Below are 19,006 nucleotides of genomic sequence, written 5' to 3' on the forward strand. Positions count from 1 at the left end.
TAGTGCGACCGCCTAGCTGCCTAGCTATCTTGATTAGGAACATGTCGATTCTTCAGCAGAACCTACCAAAGCTGCACTATTTTGCGCGCCAAACGCAAAAGCCGACGCTAACACGCTGCAGAATCATAATCATCCGCACAACGAACTGCCTCCCATTTCTTATGTCCAAGAAATGGGAGGTAGTTCAAATTTTTATGCAGGTCTATGTATTAACGAATCACAATCCGACTAAGACAGATAAATACAAAAAGACCTATACCTGTATTGACAATTTTTCCACCAAAACCCAAATCTATGTACGCTAAACAGTAAATAAATAGAGCTGAGATCAACCAAATAACTAGACACAAACATAGACTTTTGATCGTCTTTTGAACTGTTCCGTCATTAAGAATGCGATATGCCTTATCAAAGACACAAGCAACAAAAATGCACATCACAAAAGACACCAATGGCACATTGCAATAAACATCATCACTAGAAATTAAAATCACAGGAAAAGGAAATCCAAAGATTAAACTAAGCAAACAAAAACCCAGTATTCTAGTGGGATTGAACGTGCGAAGATGTGACGTTTTTATTACATTCTCGGACGCGTTATTAGAAAAATCTTTATGTTTAAAAAACGTAAAAGAGCTCATCTCTGTACTCCTTCAGTTTATATAAACCATATTTTATCTGATACTAAAATTGTTTCTAATATCAACTCAATTTCTCAGATGACATAGCAAAAGTTATTTAGCAGATAATTTCAGCTTGATCTGTCTCATCAGCCACTGGAACGCTATAACTACAACAATTGTGACTGCAAAGACAAAGATGCCTCGTACAAAAGCATTTCCAAGCAAGCTGTATGGGAATCGACTAAGTCTTAGTCCTAAGAAATTAATAACAGGAATCTGGAACAGATAGACTCCTAAAACACCAGCAGATACGGTGCTGATGTGCTTCTTAGTAGCATCAGAGAACTCCTGCAGCTTTGGCTCAAGGTTCAGCACAAACAGGAACAAAGATGCGGCCTGTGCTAAGCAGAGGAAGTTTTTAATAGCAACTGGATAACTCTGATACGTCATTTCTGGCGTCAGTGGGGTTCCAAAGTTGTTAGCAATAAGTCCCCAGCCAAACATAGCCGCAGACGAAAGCAAGAAAATTACAGCAAGTACTAAATTGTTTTTAGTAAATTTTGGAAGCTCGTCGTAATACGTCTTAACGTAATATCCCAGCAGATAGTAGAAAAGGCCATCGCTGTTAAACGCAGCCCATCTAAACAGCTGATCAAAGTAAACACCACGAACACCAAGAAACTCAAGAAGAGGCAGACCAAAGCTCACAAAGAGCGTGAGCGACATAACATAGAGCAGGGTTTCTTTCTTTTGAACTACCAGAGAAAGAACAGGTGTCAAAAGATACAGATACAAAATGGTATAGATGAACCAAAGCGTGCTATTGATATTGTTAGTCATAAAACGCTTAATAAAATCAGCAGCACCAGCGCTTGCCGCAACCTCTTCGGCGCCCCAAAACTTTGTAGGAAAAAGTACGTACATCAGATACACCACTGCGCTGCCAAAAATGAGCGCCATCAGCGTCTTTCTTGCACGCTTCATAAAGAATGTCTTTGTAGAGTATTTACTTCTATACCCAAGCAAATTCATACCACTCAACATAAAAAAGATGGGTACCGCATAAATAAACGCAGCTTGCAGAGCTAAAGAGAAGGCCCAAGTTTTTGTGTGGGCAAGAGAAAAAACATTAAGAGAGGTATGCAGCATAACAACAGCAATACCTGCCAGAATGGTAAGAACATCTGCAAAAACAAAGCGCTTTTTGGTAGCAATTGCTTTTGAAGAAACTGTAGCTTTTTCCACGGGCTTCTCCCCAAATCAATCAAACTTCATCTATGCTTAGTATACGAAAAGTACCAGCAGGAAAGAGGCATCATGGCAAATGTCGTTGACTATCTACACTGGCGCGGCGATCTGACGTTTGAAAAGAATCCCTTTAACAACGTTGATAACCTGATTCTCTCAATCCTTTCCTATCTGGGATTTGGCGGCGTCGTGCCTTCTGAGCGTAGCGAGAAACGCGTTCTACTTGGCAGCGCTTGCGCCAAAATGCTGAAGAAACTCGATGACGATCCGTCTCTTATCACGGGATTTTCTCGCGTTGATGGAACTTTTCTTGAAGCACTGGTTAACGCTCCCCGCTTTGCCAACATTGAGCTTGGCCGCTATGTAGACCGCATTAATGTCGAGAAAAACCTGCAGTTTGCAGCATTTACCGCCTATCTTCCTACAGGACAGATGTTTGTTTCTTTTAGAGGAACTGACGGCACGCTCGTTGGCTGGCGAGAAAACCTCAACCTCAGCTTCCAGGTTACATCCGCTGATAAATCAGCAGCACTATACCTTGAGAAACGTATTCGCGAACACCTTGCAGCAGGCAATAGCACTACCTGCGCAAAAGTTATGGTTGGCGGTCACTCTAAGGGTGGCAATCTTGCGGCATACGCAGCAACAGTCTGCCCTGACGAGCTGCTTGGCACAATTGATCGCGTCTGGAGTAACGACGGTCCTAACATGTGTCCAGAAATTATTCCCACCACAGCTCATAAGGCGCTTGGAGATAAATACATCAGAATTTTGCCTGAGTTTAGTGTAGTGGGCATGATTTTTGATGATCCTGCTGTTCCAAAGCTCATCGTAAAAAGCTCCGAGACAGGTATGATGGCTCACGACGGCGTTTCATGGCAAGTCTCTCGCAATACCTTTGAATTTGCTGATGATTTCCAGCCGGAATGTAAAAAGATTAACGAGGCATTCAGCAACTGGTATAAAGAACTCCCGCTCTCTGATCGTGAGCACTTTACTAACGAGCTCTTTGACGCCCTCTCGGCAGGCGGAGCAGTCTATTTCAGCGACATTATTAGCTCGCCCGCAAACTTACAGCCTGTTGTTGCGGCACTCACTAAAACAGAAAAGCAAACCAAAGAGGTCTTCTTTGACCTCCTTAGTTCGCTTGTCAATGTATCCGCAACATCGTTGATTGAAAACATTACCGAGTCATCGCAGATCTCTCAGATTACCTCTGCTATCTCGGAAAGTTTTGCCAAGCTTGATAAAGCCCAGAAGGAACTTAGGAAAGGTTCTCCTTCTTCAGACCAGTAAGGTTAATCACAATTGAAGAGACAATTGAGATAACTATTGATCCCAGGATAGCGGTGCCTAAAGAATCAATAGCAACGCCCGCATGCAGCAAATTCCTAGAAATAAAACTTGAAAGCTCAAGCATAAAAGCATTAATAAAGAGCGAGAAAATACCTAGGGTCAGCACGTTAATAGGCAATGAGAGTAGCTTAACAACAGGCTTAATGCCCGTATTGACTGCTGCGAGTACTAACGAGAACAGAATAGGACCTGCCCACGAGCCTCCCACAATAGTTAGACCTGGAATTAAGGTGCAGGCCACCAACGTAGCAACAGTAGTTACAAGCCATGTTGCAACAAATGTCATACTAACCTCTCTTTGAAAAAAGCCCGGCAAAGCCGGGCTTGACGTGCACAGTATGTAAGCTGTTAACTTACTCGCCAAAACCGCTCTCAACAAGAGCAACGAGAGCGTCAAGAGCTGCCTGCTCGTCAGCGCCGTCGCATGCAATCTCAATCTTGGTGCCAGTACCAAGGCCAGCAGCAAGAATCATCATGATGGACTTAGCGTTAACTGGTGCGGAGTCCTTGTCAACATTCTTGATGGTGACGTTGCTCTCAAACTTCTTTGCCTCAGAAACAAAGACGGATGCTGGACGAGCGTGAAGACCAGTTGCATTGATGATAGTAGTCTGCTTTGAAACCATAAGTGGACTCCCTTTCCGGATAACCAAATCTACTCGAGAGTTATTCTCGATTAATCGTTACTATCGTAACAAAACATAACGTATTATATCCAATCTTATTTCCAGAAAGAACCAAATTAGACTATGATTTGCTCAAAAACAGGGTAAAAATAAAAAGTCGGAACTCTTGTAGGAGGTTCACCATGGCTGAAAACGATATCCAAAACTCTAAAACCGAGGATTTGGACACGATAGATACTCAAGTAACCACTTCTAATGAGCAGAATGAGTCTGCAGACACACCTGAACCCAGCAAATCCCAGGACATTCAAAAGATTGCCAAAGACACTACTCAGGTTGTAGCAAAGGGAGTAAGCAGTGCGTTTGAGAGCGCCACAACCGCCGTTGCAGAAGGTTTCCAGGCTACCAAAGAAGTCCACAACGCTGCCAAAGAGACAAACTCTGCAAAGCAAGAGCTTAAGCAGATGCAAGAACACCTTGCTCAAGACAAGCAAGACTTAGAGCACAGAGACTACGTACAGAGCTCGTTTGATCAAATAATTGCTGAGCAAGAGAAAATTTTTGCAGAAACCGCTCAGGTCATGAGCGATCAGTCTACGCAAGTGGATCTTCTCACGGTTAAGAAAAACCAGCTTATTCAAAAGCTTGAACAGCAAAAAGTTGACGACGAAGCAAAGATTAAGCCTTACAAAGAAGTTGCTGCCACAGCAAAAGGCAGGCTAGACGATATTTCAAAAACAATCTCCGAGGCGCAGCGTGGTGTCAAAAACGCTGAGGCTCAGCTTAAAGAAGTTACCGAGAAACGCGATGCTGCTGTAGCGTCTGCAAATAAAGCACTGGAAAACTCCCAGGCAAGACAGCTTTCTCTGAGAGAAGAGCTTGCTGGTCTTAAGACAGACCCTGCTGCTAACCACGATGCAATTGTTCGTATTGAGGAAGACCTTAAGTCAGAGCTTGCTCGTGCAGAGCAGGCCCAAAAGCAAGTTGAGGAACTACAGAACTCTTTCCAGTCTTCACTTGAGATGGCACAAACGCATTACTGGACCCAGGGCAAATCGTTGGAGTCCTCAGAGTCTTCTATTGATGCGGCTCGCAAAGATTATGAGCAGAAACAGCAAGAATATGACGCTGTGGTAGCTGAGGCTAATGCTCGTCAGAGGATTCTAAGCAAAGATATAGAGGGTCTTGAAGAAAAAATTAAGACAGCCAAGGAGCTCTTTAACGAGGCAGCAGATAAACATGATGAAGCACAGTCAGTCATTGATGATGCTAAAGAAATTCATGCAACACCAGAAATTACTGAGCAGCTCAGAAAGTCTGTTGACGAGCAAGTAATTAACATCAATACCAAGCAGCTCACCCTTAAAGAGCTTATTACTGGCGAGAAAATCCTTCGAGAGACAACTCGTGGTCAGCGCATTGGCTTCATCATTGTTGTTCTTGGCATGATAGCGATTCTTGCTTCTTTTGTATGGCTGATTTTTAACTGGTAATTTAGTCTTTGCCCAGATAAAGTACCGTATGAAAAAAGTGCTCACAATACTGTGAGCACTTTTTCTCTAGGTCTAAACCCTCAAGCTAAGCATAAGGGTCATCTTCACTAAATCGTCTTCACGTAACCAAACTCGCTAAATGATGATCATGGCATCACCAAATGACAAGAAGCGGTACTTCTCGTCAATGGCACTTTGATAGGCGTCCATAATCTGCTCGCGCGTTGCAAACGCAGAAACCAGCATCATCAAAGTTGAACGAGGAACGTGGAAGTTGGTCACCATGGTGTCTACCACGTGGAACGTAGAGCCTGGCATCAAATAGAGGTTGGTAGTTGCGTTTTCTCGGGCAACCATATCGCCTTTGTGAGTCAGCGCAGCAGAGTCTTCTGCCTCCTCAAAACGACGGGCAACAACAGGAGGCTCAGCTGCAGGAATCTGACTATCCCAGGCGCTTTCAAGCGAGCGAACACTGGTAGTACCAATGGCAATAACCTTATGACCAGCGGCTTTGGTAGCCTTTACTGCTTCTACAACTTCTGGAGCTACGTGGTAGCGCTCGGTATGAATGACGTGCTTAGTAGGATCGTCCTCTGTTACCAACCTGAAGGTATCAATACCCACCTCTAGCTCAACAGATGCCCACTGGACACCCTTTGCTTTGATAGTTTCAATGAGCTCAGGAGTAAAGTGAAGACCCGCGGTAGGAGCTGCAGCAGAATGCTCATCCTGCATAGCGTAGACCGTCTGGTACTTCTCTGGGTCTCCCTCGTACTGTGTAATATACGGAGGCAGTGGAACGTGGCCCGCCTCATGAATAGCCTCGTCAAGAGTACGGTCTCCCTGTGCTTCAAAACGCACCAGACGACCTCCCCTGTTGTCGTCAACAAAATCCACAATGGTGCCCGTCAACACAACAGGAGCTGAGTCAGGAGCATGCAAGCCACCTGCACGGTATTCAATTACTGCACCAGGCTTAAGGCGCTTACCAGGGTTTACCAGACACTCCCATACACTACCCAAAGCATCAATGTCTTCTCGACGTTTTAAAAGCAGCGTTTCTGAGACGCCGCCCGTATTTTGCTTTTTACCTACAAGGCGAGCTGGCATAACGCGCGTCTGATTAACTACAACCAAATCGCCCGGCTCAAGATACTCCACAATATCAGTGAAGTGCTTGTGCTCTATGCGCCCATCTTCTCTATGCAGCACCAAAAGCCTACAAGAGTCTCTTGGCTCAGCAGGAGCTTGTGCAATACGCTCTTCTGGAAGGTTGTAATCAAAATCGTCAGTTCGCATGACGTGCTGCCTTTCTTGCGTCACGAGCTTCATGACGCTCTATCTGAGCCTCGGCTGCAGAATATCTGCAACCGCAATAATTTTGTCGATACATACCAAGCTCACGAGACTCTTTTGTAGCCTCTGGGTAATACGGACGGAAATCTCTCCATACAGGCGTCAGTCCATGAGCATGCGCAATGGACACCAGCTCATCCTCGCACGCATCAAAGAGCTGATAGGGCGAGACAGCCAGTGTTGTAGAAACGTATTCAAACCCACGCTCGGCCGCCACACGACAACTCTCTGCCAAGCGGATTGCGTAACAAGCACGACAGCGACGATCTCGCTCAAATCCCTGAGGGGCCACAGCTCGCTCCCACTGCTCTCGCGGATCTCCTGCCACAATCACCTCAACATGAGCCTCTTCTTGAGCCCACGTAAGTAATGTCTGCAGACGCCTATCGTGCTCTTCAACTGGCTGAATATTAGGATTAGTCCAGCAAATGGTTGGCTCAAAGCCCTCTTCCCTCAGATGTTTTAAAGGTTCAAGTGAGCATGGACCACAGCATGCATGGAGCAGCAGCGGTGTTCCCGGCTCTACTGAAAGAGTCTCAATTGACTGAAGCATGTTTGAAGCCATTAGTTCTTCTCGCCTTGTGCCTTATAACATTTCCAACCTACTATAGCGCAGGCAGCAAGGCATACAAAAATGGTAACAACGCTTGCTTCAATACCGTAGGCGCCACCCGAGATAAACTCAGATGCTGCAGGATACGCCGTTAAAAGTGTGGTGGGAAGAAGCGTGGTAGTAACCGAGATGCCCAGAATAGGGCCAGTCACAAAGTTCCAGATAAAGTGCATAGCAATGGTCATAAGCAGGTTATCGGTAAGCCAAAAAACCAGGCCATACAGGATGCCCATCAAAAAGACTGAGACTGCTGCGGCAACAGAGATATTAGGCGTTAGTCCATACGTTGCGGTAAAGAGCACTGCTTGAAGTACCAGGGCTACAGGAAAAGAACTCTTAGCTGCAACGCCAGTTTGTAGGTAGCCTCTAAACAAGATTTCTTCTGCTGCGGACTCAATAAGTGTTGCCACAAGTAAGAAGAGAGCAGCAAAAATGTTATAGGAAGCGTTGAAGTTAAAATCAAAGCCTTCAATGAGCATGATAGAGCCAAAGGTAAACAGCACCATCAAAAAGCCAAAGGTAACTCCGCGCATAAATCCTGGCCAGGAGTTTACTCGAAGACCCAAAGACCTAAAATCTCGCTTATTGACGCGGATAATCCACACAAGGATCAAGCCACCTGCCAACATGCTTCCTAGAAGACCCAACACGGCTGGAAGGATGTCATTGGGTGGGAGCTCTCCCATAACCATCAACGGAATATGACACACAAACATAAGTAAAAGTGCAAGATCAGCCACAAGGAAGGGCGTCACCACGGACTTTGGTGGATCCTTTAGAACAAACTCAAGGCTTGTCTTTGGCTTTTTTCTTCCCACAAACTCTCCTTACATAATTTCTACTCACTATAGTATCGACTTCTGAATCTATTCGTGTAGTGAATCAAAAAAGATTAGAATAAGAAGATAATTTGCGTAATCTACTAATTCCAACTGCGAGGTATCCATGGCCGAAAGCTACGACATGAACAACCGCCCTCATTTTCCTAAGCGCGCTGTCATTACCGGTGGTATGCCCTACGGTAATAAGAATCTCCACTTTGGACATATTGCGGGCGTCTTTGTCCCAGCAGATTTCTTTGCTCGTTTCTTAAGAGATCGTATTGGCCAGAAAAACGTACTGTTTATCTCGGGAACTGATTGCTATGGCTCTCCTATTGCAGAAGGCTATCGCAAAAAGGTTGAAGAAGAGGGCTACGAGGGCACCATCCTTGATTACGTTAATCATAATCACAACCTGCAGAAAAGCGCTCTTAACGCCTACAATATCTCGCTTGATTTCTACGGCGGTTCCGCGCTAGAACCCGCTGCAAAGATCCACGAAGAGATGGCTGATAGCATCATGCACCGCCTCTACGAGCGCGGTAAACTCTCCAAGCTCTCAACTAAACAGTTTTACGATACCGAGGCTCAGACATTCCTTAATGGTCGCCAGGTCAATGGACGTTGCCCCATTAAGGGATGCAAGTCAGAGAAAGCCTACGCAGAAGAGTGCGATCTAGGTCATCAGTTCAATCCAGATGAACTCATTGCCCCTGTTTCGCAGCTCACTGGCACCACGCCAGAGCTTCGTCCTGCACCAAGCTGGTACTTTGACCTGCCACAATACAAAGAGTTTCTAAATAACCTGGTAGAAAAGTGGAAGAACAACCCACAGATTCGCTCAGTTGTAACCTCTACCGTTCAAGAGACTCTAACCGAGCCTATTATCTACATTCAAAATTCCTTCCGCCAAGACTTTGACGGCGTTGCCTCTTCCCTCCCAGCTCATAGTGTCATTGAGCCAGAAGGTAACGCTTCTTCCTTCTCTGTTGTTTTTGAAAATTGGCAAGATAGAGATGAAGCTCGCGAGAAACTCAAAGAGGCTGGAATTCGTTTTAGAACAAGCAAGACTCTCTTGCCTTACCGCATGACGGGCAATATTTCTTGGGGTCTTAAGTCTCCAGACATTGAAGATCTCAAAGACCTTACCATCTGGGTCTGGACTGAGTCCCTCTGGGCTCCTATCACCTTCACACGTGCTGCTCTTTCTGAAGACGCTAGCAACGGTGGTTCTCGCTACTCTTCTGACGAGTGGCGCGATTGGTGGTGCTGTGACGATGCTGCTGTCTACCAGTTCATTGGTCAGGACAACATCTTCTTCTACTGCATTGTCCAGAACCCGCTGTGGGATGCACTTGATTGGGGTCTTATCACCGATACTCCAGTTGCTAACTACCACATTCTCTTTATGAACAAGAAGGCTTCCAGCTCTGGTGCTATCAAGCCTCCAATGGCTGAAGAGCTTCTTGAGTTCTACACTCCAGAGCAGCTCCGTGCTCACTGGCTCTCGCTTGGCCTTGATCAGCGCGCCGTGTCCTTCTCGCCAAAAGCTTTTGATACTTCCGTATCTAGGAAGGGTAAAGATGGCCAGCCAGACCTTCTGGTAAAGGATGACCCTCGCGTTGTTGATCCAGCGCTCAAGGAGTCCGCATTCCTCACTAACATCTTTAACCGCATGGCTCGTAGCTGCCTGTATGGTGCAGCCAATGCGTGTGGTGGTCACCTGCCTGTCAGCGAACCTCACCAGGAAGTCATTGATGCCGCTCAAGAGGTACTGCTTAAGTACGAGCAACTTGCATACGGCTTTGACGCACATTCCGCGCTTGCCGCTGTTGATGAGTACGCTCGCGCAGAAAACAAGCGTTGGGGCGAGGCTTCCAAGGCCGCTCAGGGCAATGACGAGGCCTACGACCAGGCACTTGCTGATGCATTCTATGCGCTCAAAGCCATCACACTGCTTATGCATCCAGCTGTTCCAGAAGGCTGCGAGCGCATTGCAGCTGCTCTTAACTTCCCACATGAGGAGTTCTTCTCTTGGGAGAACGCCTTTATGGGTCCAAAAGAGCTTGCGGCAAAGCTTGGCCAGAGCCCAGAGGAACACCAGCTTGAAGAGCTCCCTCCTCGCTTTGACTTTTTCAAAGCACATCCAAGCCAGAAGAATTAAAACACGCAGCTAGGAGCATATGTGGTCGAGTTTCCACCCGTCTACCGCCCAAAACCCTATAACAAGCCAACAGCACACCTGAAGAGCCATCTTCAGGTGTTGCTTGATGACGGCGCAGAAATTGCAACGTTTGTCTACGCTCCTGGCACTTCATCTGGCGAGAAACCCTGTGAAGACCTCGCTTCAACTGCGGCTTATTTGGCGTCTGTTGCTAACGGTACCAATGCTGCGCCCATTGTGTTTCTCCACGGAAACGGTGAAGAACACGGAATTTTTGGCACCATCATTGATGAAGTATGCAGCCGCGGCTACATCGCAATTGGTATTGATTCAAGAGATCAGGGTTTAAGCACCCGAGGAACTGCCGCCTTTACCTACGAGCAGATGGCAGAAGATGCGTATGCTGTCCTGAGGCAGCTTGGTGTTTCATCTGCTCATATTGTGGGCTTTTCTGACGGAGCTATTCTTGGTCTTCTTCTGGCACGTGACTATCCAGACGTAGTTGTCTCTCTCGTATCTATCGGAGCAAATCTTGAGCCTGACACGTTAGGTGATATGACCTGGCTCTATGAAAGTATCGAGGGCAATAAATGTTGGGCAGCTCAAGGTTGGGAAGGCGCTGTTCTAGAAGATGGCTATCCCGTTCCCTCGCCTGCTGAGGCGGCTCGTATTGCAGAGCATCTGGAGCTCATGGTAGATAACCCTCATATTGACCCCGCGTCCCTTGAACACATCGCCGTTCCTGTTGTTGTCATGGCAGGTGAATACGATGAGATTTATCCAGAGGAAACTCGCCGTATTGCTGAGGCAATTCCTACCGCTCGACTTCTCTTCATTCCAGGATGCCCTCACAACGTTCCTAAGGTGTCTCCTGGTGCGGTAATTCGTAGGTTATTTGCAAATTTTGCCTACCTTTAAAAACAGAGCTGGAACTCTAACCTGATTTACCTGCTTTTGTTTCAAGAAAATAAAACTTAGGTACTTAATTGTTAAGTACCTTGCTATCTCAGGATTTTTGAGTAAAATACCTAGCAAGAATTATTTCTGTTACGGGAGGTGCTCATGCATCAAGCATCAACCTCACCTACTCAAGAAATGCGTATTATTCGCAATCTTGGCCATCTAGGTCATTATCTTTACATCACGCGCGGATGTCGTGGCGGTCAACAATTTATTTTGACTGCGCTCTATCGTGATGGAGATATGACCCAAAAAGATCTTCTCGCCAAGACAAAGAATACATCTGCATCTCTTTCAGAAATGGTGAGCAAACTTGAAGCAAAAGGTCTTGTTGAACGTACGCGCGTAGACAAAGATCGCAGACAAACACTTCTTTCTTTGACAAAAGAAGGTCGAAAACAAGCAAAAGAAGCTCAAGAGGCCATCGAGTCATTTGAAGCGCAGGCTTTGTCGGTTCTTTCAGATGAAGAAAAAGTTACATTCTGCGCATATCTAGATCGTTTAGTTGAACATTGGGACACAATTAACAGAGATGAGAAAGGAGAAACGTCATGTCAGAAGAAGTAACTTCAACTGAAGAACTTGAAAGCATGGTTGAAACATCTGAAGCAGATACTACCTTGGCTCCCTCTACCCTGACAGGTATTGTAGATGTCAGTAATCTTTCCATTAAAGAGATTGCTTTAGTGCTTTCAAAGAGTATCGGCGAGTTCAAAAGAGACACTATCCTCACTCCTCTCTTTGTGTTAATTGAGACCATCTTAGAAATCCTCATTCCTTTTAGAACAGCCAATCTTGTTGATACGCTTCGTACGGGGGCAGAACTAAACGCTGTCATTCAGTCTGGAGCTGTTCTTGCTGTTATGGCAATGCTATCGCTGCTGTTTGGAACACTATCCGGTATTTCTGTTGCCAAAGCATCCACGGGCTTTGCACGCAATCTTCGTCGTGATATGTTCCGTAATATCCAAAACTTCTCGTTTACCACTATTGATGCGTTCTCTTCGTCATCGTTAGTAACGCGCCTTACTACGGATATTTCTAACGTACAAATGGCATTTATGATGCTCATCCGCCTGGCCGTTCGTGCTCCATTTATGTTTATTGCAGCGTTTATTGCTGGCTTTATCATGGGCGGCTGGCTTGCCATTATTTTTGTTGCCGTCATGCCTCTTCTAGGAATTGGTCTCTACTTCATTATTTCTAGAGTCATTCCTATTTTTAAAAAGGTATTTAAGAGATACGACGCACTCAACGAATCCGCTGAAGAAAACTTGGCTGGTATCCGTGTTGTTAAGTCGTTTGTAAATGAAAACTTTGAGCGTCAGAAATTCGATAAGGCTTCAGAAGAGCTGCGCGAAGATTTTACAGCAGCCGAGAGGCTCATGGCTCTGAACTCTCCATTTATGAACTTCACTATTTACGTGTTGTTTGTCTTCATTCTGTACTTTGGCTCGTACCTGATTGTCTCTTCTCAAGGAACTGCATTTGGCGTTGGACAGCTTTCTTCGCTTATTACGTATGGCTTTATGATGCTTATGGCACTCATGATGCTTTCCTTTGTCTTTGCCATGATCATCATTGCAGAAGAAGGTGCTCGCCGCATCTGTGAGGTACTCCTTGCAACTTCCACTATTAACAACCCAGAAAATCCTTTGACTGAGGTTACAGACGGATCCATTGATTTTGAGAACGTTGGATTCTCCTATTCCGGTCCAGAGGGTCGAGAAGCCCTGTCTGATGTAGATCTTCACATCAACTCTGGTGAAGTCATCGGTATCATCGGTGGTACCGGTTCTGCAAAGTCCACACTGGTGCAGCTTATTCCACGCCTATACGATGTAACCGCTGGTAGCGTTTCTGTTGGCGGACACAACGTCAAAGACTATGACATCGACACTCTTCGTGGTGCTGTTGCCATGGTTCTTCAGAAAAACGTTCTCTTTAGCGGCACCATCAAAGAGAATCTCCTATGGGGTAACCCTGACGCTACCGATGAAGAGATTCTTGAGGCAGCTCGTCTTGCTCAGGCTGATAACTTTGTTCAAACCTTCCCTGATAAATATGAGACTCATATCGAGCAGGGTGGCAACAACGTTTCTGGTGGTCAGAAGCAGCGACTCTGTATCGCGCGCGCACTGCTTAGGCGTCCAAAAGTACTTATTCTTGATGACTCTACCAGTGCTGTTGATACAAAGACAGATTCTTTAATTCGCTCTGGTCTTAAAGATTTCTTGCCTGATACCACCAAGATCATCATTGCTCAGCGTACTTCCAGTATCGAAGAATCTGACAAGATTATTGTTCTGGACAACGGTCGCATAAACGCAATTGGTACACACAAAGAACTCCTGAAAGATAACCCAATCTATCGCGAAGTGTACTTCTCACAGAACAAGCAAAGTGTTGATGAAAATCAGTCTCAGGAAGGTGAGGTGACTTCTCATGAGTAGGGCAACAGAAACAAACAACACAAGACCAAAGCTTCCCGTGGGAAAAATTCTTACTCGAACCATTAAAATGCTCTGGGAGTTCTACCCTGTCCTTCTCCCTATAGCACTCCTTGGTGCTGTTATCCAAGCAATTATGCAGTCACTCCCAAGTGTCTTCTTGGAGCGAATCCTCTCTATCATCTCTAACTTTATTGATAGTGGTGACTGGAGTTCTGCTGAAGGCCTAGTCTTCCAAAACGTAGCTCTTCTCGCCACCTTCTACGTCATTGGACTTCTTGCAAATATCATCTCTACCCAGGGTATGGCTATTGTCACCCAGGGAGCTCTGCAAAAATGGCGTTCAAAGATGTTCTCGCACATGCAGGACTTGCCTATTAGGTACTTTGATACGCATCTCAATGGCGACATCATGAGCTATTACACCAATGATATTGACGCAATGCGCCAGATGATTGGTACCAGTCTTCCAAACCTCCTCTTTACCTCTGTGGTTATCATCGCAGTAGTATTCATCATGTTTTACTACAGCGCACTTATGGCCATGGTTGTTCTGTTTGGATTCTCTTTGATGGGCCTTGCTACTAAAAACCTTGGTGGTAAGTCCGCAAAGAACTTTGTTAAGACTCAGAAAACCACCGCAGATGTTGAGGGTCACATTCAGGAAATGATGAATGGCGAGAAGGTCGTTAAGGTCTTTAGCCATGAGGCAGAAACTATTGAATCATTTGACAAAATCAACGATGAGCTGATGGTTGTTGCAAGAAATGCAAACCTTTATGCCAACACGCTTATGCCCATCCTCAACAATCTGGGCAACATTATGTACGTTGTAGTTGCTGTAGTTTCTGGTGTGTTTATTACTCTGAACATTCAAAACGTTTCTTTGTCTGGACTACCTTTCACCATTGCTGTAGCTGTCCCCTTCCTCAACATGACACGTCAGTTCTCCGCTCAGATCAACCAGATTTCTAGTCAGATTAACTCTGTTGTTATGGGTATCGCTGGTGCTAATCGAGTTTTTGAGCTACTTGATGAACCAGCAGAGACTGAAGAAGGCTACGTTACGTTAGTCAACGCAGAAACCATTGACGGTAAAGTTCAGGAAGCTGAATACCGCACCGGTTACTGGGCTTGGAAGTATCCACACAGTGACGGCACGGTTACTTACACCCCTGTTAAGGGAGACGTTCGCCTCTTTGATGTTGACTTTGGCTACGAGCCTGGCCACACCGTGTTGCATGATATTTCTCTTTATGCAAAACCTGGTCAGAAGGTTGCCTTTGTTGGCGCAACAGGTGCTGGTAAAACAACCATTACTAACCTGCTCAACCGCTTCTATGACATTGAAGACGGCAAGATTCGCTATGACGGCATCAACATTAACAAGATTAGAAAGAGCGCTCTTCGTCGTGCTCTCGGTATTGTTCTGCAAGACGTCAATCTCTTTACAGGTACCGTCTTGGATAACATCCGCTACGGCCGTCTTGATGCTACTGATGAGGACTGCGTGAAGGCCGCAAAACTTGCTGGTGCCGATGACTTTATCAGACGTCTTCCAGAGGGTTACCACACTATGCTTAAGGACAACGGCAGCGCCCTCTCCCAAGGACAGCGCCAGCTCATCTCCATTGCTCGCGCTGCGGTTGCAGATCCACCCGTCATGATTCTGGACGAAGCTACCTCCAGCATTGACACACGTACTGAAGCAATTGTCCAGCGTGGTATGGACGCTCTGATGTACGACCGCACCACCTTTGTTATTGCTCACCGTCTTTCTACGGTTAGAAACGCAGATGTTATTGTCGTACTTGACCACGGTCGCATTATTGAGCGCGGCACGCACGATGAACTTCTCGCCAAGCGAGGAACGTACTACCAGCTCTACACTGGAGCTTTTGAGCTTGAGTAAAGGTTGAGCTTATGTAATGTAAAACGCCTTGTCATCTTAGCGACAAGGCGTTTTTTGTGTATGTAACGATTCTTAGGCGAGAAGAACGTGGTGTAAATCTTCTACGGTATCTACAATTGCAACTGCACCTGCATCAATAAGTTCCTGTTTGTTGGTGGTTTTTCCATACAAAACACCAATACATGGAATCTGATTTGGGAATGCTGCTTCCATATCAAAAAGGCGGTCCCCTATCATAACGCTTTCAGAAGCATCAAAGCCAAGCTGGAGCATAACGTGAGCGATAGCAGTGATTTTATCAGTTGCTGCCTCATCTATTCTTCCAGCATAGGTATCAAGAACACCAATAAGGTTGTTATCCCTAAGGCCCATTTCAAGCATAGGCTGATTCTTTGAGCTTGCCACCGCAACCTTTTTACCTGCGGCATGAAGGTCATCGATGAGGTCTCTCATACCCTCAAAGAGTGGCCATTTTCCTGTAGTTACATAAAGCTCACGGTAACGTTTAGTAACCGTAACAGCATCCTCATGGCTTAAGCCAAAGACCAGCTCAAACGCATAAGGAAACGGCGGTCCTACAAGCTTTTTAAGGTCTGATTCTATAAAGTCTGTATGGCCGCAGTCTGTCATTGCCATCTTTGCGGTAGAAACAATGGTGGGCAACGTGTCTGCCATAGTCCCATCAAAATCAAAAATAATAAGCGAGCGATTCTGCAGATCTGAAATTACATCAGAAGCTATCAGTGACTTATTTGTATCAGTTACGTTTTGCATTATTGCCATGTCAATCCAATCATCTACGTATGTGAGTATACCGTTCATGACGCAAAACTAACCAGTCAATGGCATTTTCTTCTCGCCTGCCGAATTAACTATTGACAGCTGAAATGTCGCACACCAGCTAAGGTATATAGTTAACTATAGATGAATCACTATGCCTAACTTGGGAGGTGTATGATGACTCGTCAGGAAAATAATCCAGAAGCTAAGCAACCTGGAAGAAACAGGCTTGGAAAACTCTATCCGTCTCTCGTCAATACAGACGTTCTGCCTGATGAGTCTCTAGATGCTGCACAAAATAATCAACATGTTGGTTCTATTAATCAGACTGGTTGGCATACAAAGCTCAATATTGAAGCGCTTTCTCTTACGCTTACAGAGTCCACCACCCCTCTTGAAGTGCTTAAACATTTTGTAACTACAGCATTTTTGCGTGAGAAAGATTCTCACCGAAAAGGTGGTTCTGTTGCCATCCCGCCTAGTGACTTTGAACTACATCTGGCTCAAAGACTAAAAGATGCCGGCGTTCTTGACGTGCAAGATAATGCCATCCCCTGCCGTGTGGTACGCCTGCGCACCAATGGCCTCTTTTATCTGCGCGCTAATCAAAAAACGCTTTCCTATGAGCAGAAGATTCAGCTCCTTACTATTGAAAGTGCTCTAAACACAGCCCTCTTTGCAGAGCGATATTTTCTTGATGCAAATATGGCATCTGAGCATGACTTACTTGCCTTTGAGCAAAAGATTGTTTCAACTATGATGAAGCAGTCGCGACCCCGCTGCGCTACAACTCAAAGTACCCAGGAAGATGGCGAGTGGGTTGTCCGCAAAGCCATTTCCCTACACATTGAAAGTTTGCGCCTTTCTCAGCGTCTTGTCACTGAGTTTAGAACCAACGTGCACAAGGGCATTGCTGCCTTTAGAGTGCATCTGGCCCTTCCTGAGCAATTCCCAAGAAGCTTTCTTAGCGCAGATGGAAGTATCAAAGAGGCAACCTTTGAAGACCTCTGTCGTGCTGCAACCGCTTACAACTTGCATCTTGGTATGCTCATTTCCGCAAGCGCCTTTAGAAGCTCGCAGAAGATTAGCGAAGTCTGGCTGTCCGGCATTTGCAATACAAACAAACTGCACGCATGTCACTACTCGTTCCACATTACCCGCAAGCAGTTTGAAGATACGCACATAACAGAAGAGACAAATCCGATTTCTGTCTATAAGCTCTGGAATGCACAAATTGACGAGGTAGACGGAATTCTTCATACGGTGCAACCGCTCTTTACCCTAGACAATGAGATTTTCTGTCCACCAAGTAGATACGATTTTGTTGAGTCTTCTCAAAAACGCCTTGATAGCGTTGCAGCTCACGCACTAGGCACCGATGAGGTTTCAGGACTTTCTATTGATGAAGGTCAGGCGCGAGAAGAGATTATCACCAAAATTTTGCGCAACCTCTCATCTTCGACAGAAGAAAACGTCCGCACTATCTTGTCGTATACCGCAAAGTCCACCGACCCTACGGTGCGAGCGGCAGGAGAACGCGTGGTTTCTCGCTTTATTAAAGGCACGCTTGCAGAAGACGATTTTGAGGCTATTTCCGAAGAGTTTGTTGATGGCGGCCTTCTTTCCTTAGCAGTTACCAAAGCTCAGCGTCTTATTGGCGAGAAAAACTATCGAGATGCGGAGCTGCTCCTTCTTGAAGCACTTGACTCCGTTGACGAGAATAATACTTACACGGACACAAACACTACCCAGTGGCGTGTGTTTATGAACTACGTTGATCGCGTACTGTACAACAGAATTCTGTCAAACCCAGAGAAAAATACTCGTCTGGCGCCTATGTCCTACTTTGAAGCACACCTTTTGATTTCTATTGCACAAACACTCCAAGGACAAACTCAAAGTGCTCTTCAGCACGCGAGAAGGGCTGTTGAGATTGCTCCCCTTAGTATGAGCGCCAGGCTACACCTCTCCCACTGTCTTGAAGAGTCGCTGGACATTCCTGCTGCTGCAGAAGAACTCAAGAAGCTCCTGCTACTTGCACACGACCCCGAGAGCATTGGTTTTGGATACTATCGCATGGCGTTCTTCCAATGGAGACTTAGACATCTGAAAGCTGCTCAAGCTTGCTATCAGTTTTCTCTGAAGTTCTTACCAGGAGCTACATTTATTATTGGCACCGAGACAGCAATTCTCGCGCAAAGTGAGCCTGAGTTTAGCTGCGAAGATATGAACGATGATGAGATTTACACCACGCTCATAGAAAATAAAATTCCTGTTGCTCCGACAGATGAAGTCTCTACTATTTTCTTGGATGGTACGCGAGCCTCGCTTGATGCAGAGCTTTTCAGTGTGGCTAAGAACTTCATGATGAACCTTGGAATTATGACTAAAGATGACGTCTACTTTGACATGCTCAACTCCATTGAAGGAGAGCCTGATAGATAAAGCATCGCGGTCGGTAAAGACGAGGGGTACGAAAGACCGCACGAACCGCACGGACCACAAGCTACCCAACTTGCCGGTAAAAAAGAGCCCCGATTTTGTACCGACCCCCAAAAGTTAGACCAAAATCTAACGATTAGGAGGTCGGTATTTTTATGGCAA

The 19,006-nt window shown here is 45.7% G+C and carries 15 protein-coding genes; 8 read left to right on the top strand and 7 right to left on the bottom strand.

The annotated features are described in order from the left end of the window. Nucleotides 1–734: 734 nt before the first annotated feature. Nucleotides 735–1,868, bottom strand: a complete 1,134-nt coding sequence (locus HMPREF1492_RS00390; protein WP_051479309.1) for an acyltransferase — start codon at nt 1,866–1,868, stop codon at nt 735–737. A gap of 72 nt (nt 1,869–1,940) precedes the next feature. On the opposite strand from HMPREF1492_RS00390, the gene HMPREF1492_RS00395 reads away from it, so the two are divergent. Next, the gene (locus tag HMPREF1492_RS00395; RefSeq protein ID WP_035434843.1) at nt 1,941–3,167 is read left to right on the top strand and encodes an Mbeg1-like protein; all 1,227 of its coding nucleotides are present in this window, start codon (nt 1,941–1,943) and stop codon (nt 3,165–3,167) included. Here the strand turns inward: HMPREF1492_RS00395 and HMPREF1492_RS00400 are convergent. Beyond that, nucleotides 3,136–3,513 carry a phage holin family protein gene (locus HMPREF1492_RS00400; RefSeq protein WP_035434845.1) on the bottom strand — a complete coding sequence of 126 codons (378 nt, stop codon included), beginning with the start codon at nt 3,511–3,513 and terminating at the stop codon, nt 3,136–3,138. The genes HMPREF1492_RS00395 and HMPREF1492_RS00400 overlap by 32 nt on opposite strands. 67 nt (nt 3,514–3,580) lie before the next feature. Next, nucleotides 3,581–3,853, bottom strand: coding sequence for an HPr family phosphocarrier protein (locus HMPREF1492_RS00405; protein WP_035434847.1), 273 nt, complete (start codon nt 3,851–3,853; stop codon nt 3,581–3,583). A gap of 182 nt (nt 3,854–4,035) precedes the next feature. On the opposite strand from HMPREF1492_RS00405, the gene HMPREF1492_RS00410 reads away from it, so the two are divergent. Further along, nucleotides 4,036–5,346, top strand: coding sequence for a coiled-coil domain-containing protein (locus tag HMPREF1492_RS00410; RefSeq protein ID WP_035434849.1), 1,311 nt, complete (start codon nt 4,036–4,038; stop codon nt 5,344–5,346). Nucleotides 5,347–5,481: 135 nt separating this feature from the next. On the opposite strand, the gene queA is transcribed toward HMPREF1492_RS00410, so the two are convergent. Genes queA through HMPREF1492_RS00425 form a run of 3 tightly spaced genes read right to left on the bottom strand, consistent with a single transcriptional unit; the run spans nt 5,482 to nt 8,133 of the window. After that, nucleotides 5,482–6,645, bottom strand: coding sequence for a tRNA preQ1(34) S-adenosylmethionine ribosyltransferase-isomerase QueA (gene queA / locus HMPREF1492_RS00415; protein ID WP_035434851.1), 1,164 nt, complete (start codon nt 6,643–6,645; stop codon nt 5,482–5,484). Further along, the gene (locus tag HMPREF1492_RS00420; protein WP_232215568.1) at nt 6,635–7,267 is read right to left on the bottom strand and encodes an epoxyqueuosine reductase QueH; all 633 of its coding nucleotides are present in this window, start codon (nt 7,265–7,267) and stop codon (nt 6,635–6,637) included. Before HMPREF1492_RS00420 ends, queA begins: the two co-directional genes overlap by 11 nt. Next, on the bottom strand, nt 7,267–8,133 hold the full coding sequence (locus HMPREF1492_RS00425) for a CPBP family intramembrane glutamic endopeptidase (protein ID WP_035434852.1): 867 nt from the start codon (nt 8,131–8,133) through the stop codon (nt 7,267–7,269). The genes HMPREF1492_RS00420 and HMPREF1492_RS00425 overlap by 1 nt, the downstream gene beginning before the upstream one ends. Nucleotides 8,134–8,260: 127 nt before the next feature. Between HMPREF1492_RS00425 and HMPREF1492_RS00430 the strand changes: the two genes are divergently transcribed. The 5 genes from HMPREF1492_RS00430 to HMPREF1492_RS00450 all read left to right on the top strand — a co-directional run bounded on the left by HMPREF1492_RS00430 (nt 8,261) and on the right by HMPREF1492_RS00450 (nt 15,622). Continuing rightward, nucleotides 8,261–10,300 (top strand): class I tRNA ligase family protein, encoded by a 2,040-nt coding sequence (locus tag HMPREF1492_RS00430; protein ID WP_035434853.1) that lies wholly within the window; start codon nt 8,261–8,263, stop codon nt 10,298–10,300. A 21-nt stretch (nt 10,301–10,321) separates the two neighbouring features. Beyond that, nucleotides 10,322–11,218, top strand: a complete 897-nt coding sequence (locus HMPREF1492_RS00435; protein WP_035434855.1) for an alpha/beta fold hydrolase — start codon at nt 10,322–10,324, stop codon at nt 11,216–11,218. Between the two features lie 144 nt (nt 11,219–11,362). Continuing rightward, nucleotides 11,363–11,827: a MarR family winged helix-turn-helix transcriptional regulator gene (locus tag HMPREF1492_RS00440; RefSeq protein WP_035434857.1), complete on the top strand. Its 465-nt coding sequence runs from the start codon at nt 11,363–11,365 to the stop codon at nt 11,825–11,827. Beyond that, nucleotides 11,812–13,713, top strand: coding sequence for an ABC transporter ATP-binding protein (locus HMPREF1492_RS00445; RefSeq protein ID WP_198014319.1), 1,902 nt, complete (start codon nt 11,812–11,814; stop codon nt 13,711–13,713). Before HMPREF1492_RS00440 ends, HMPREF1492_RS00445 begins: the two co-directional genes overlap by 16 nt. Further along, a complete protein-coding gene (locus HMPREF1492_RS00450; RefSeq protein ID WP_035434859.1) occupies nt 13,706–15,622 on the top strand; it encodes an ABC transporter ATP-binding protein in 1,917 nt (638 codons plus the stop codon). The genes HMPREF1492_RS00445 and HMPREF1492_RS00450 overlap by 8 nt, the downstream gene beginning before the upstream one ends. Nucleotides 15,623–15,694: 72 nt before the next feature. On the opposite strand, the gene HMPREF1492_RS00455 is transcribed toward HMPREF1492_RS00450, so the two are convergent. Beyond that, nucleotides 15,695–16,405: an HAD family hydrolase gene (locus HMPREF1492_RS00455; RefSeq protein WP_035434864.1), complete on the bottom strand. Its 711-nt coding sequence runs from the start codon at nt 16,403–16,405 to the stop codon at nt 15,695–15,697. Between the two features lie 171 nt (nt 16,406–16,576). Between HMPREF1492_RS00455 and HMPREF1492_RS00460 the strand changes: the two genes are divergently transcribed. Then, nucleotides 16,577–18,847 (top strand): tetratricopeptide repeat protein, encoded by a 2,271-nt coding sequence (locus HMPREF1492_RS00460; protein ID WP_232215569.1) that lies wholly within the window; start codon nt 16,577–16,579, stop codon nt 18,845–18,847. Nucleotides 18,848–19,006 lie beyond the last annotated feature (159 nt).

The sequence above is a fragment of the Atopobium sp. BS2 genome (genome assembly GCF_000565075.1).
In the GTDB taxonomy this organism is placed as follows: domain Bacteria; phylum Actinomycetota; class Coriobacteriia; order Coriobacteriales; family Atopobiaceae; genus Lancefieldella.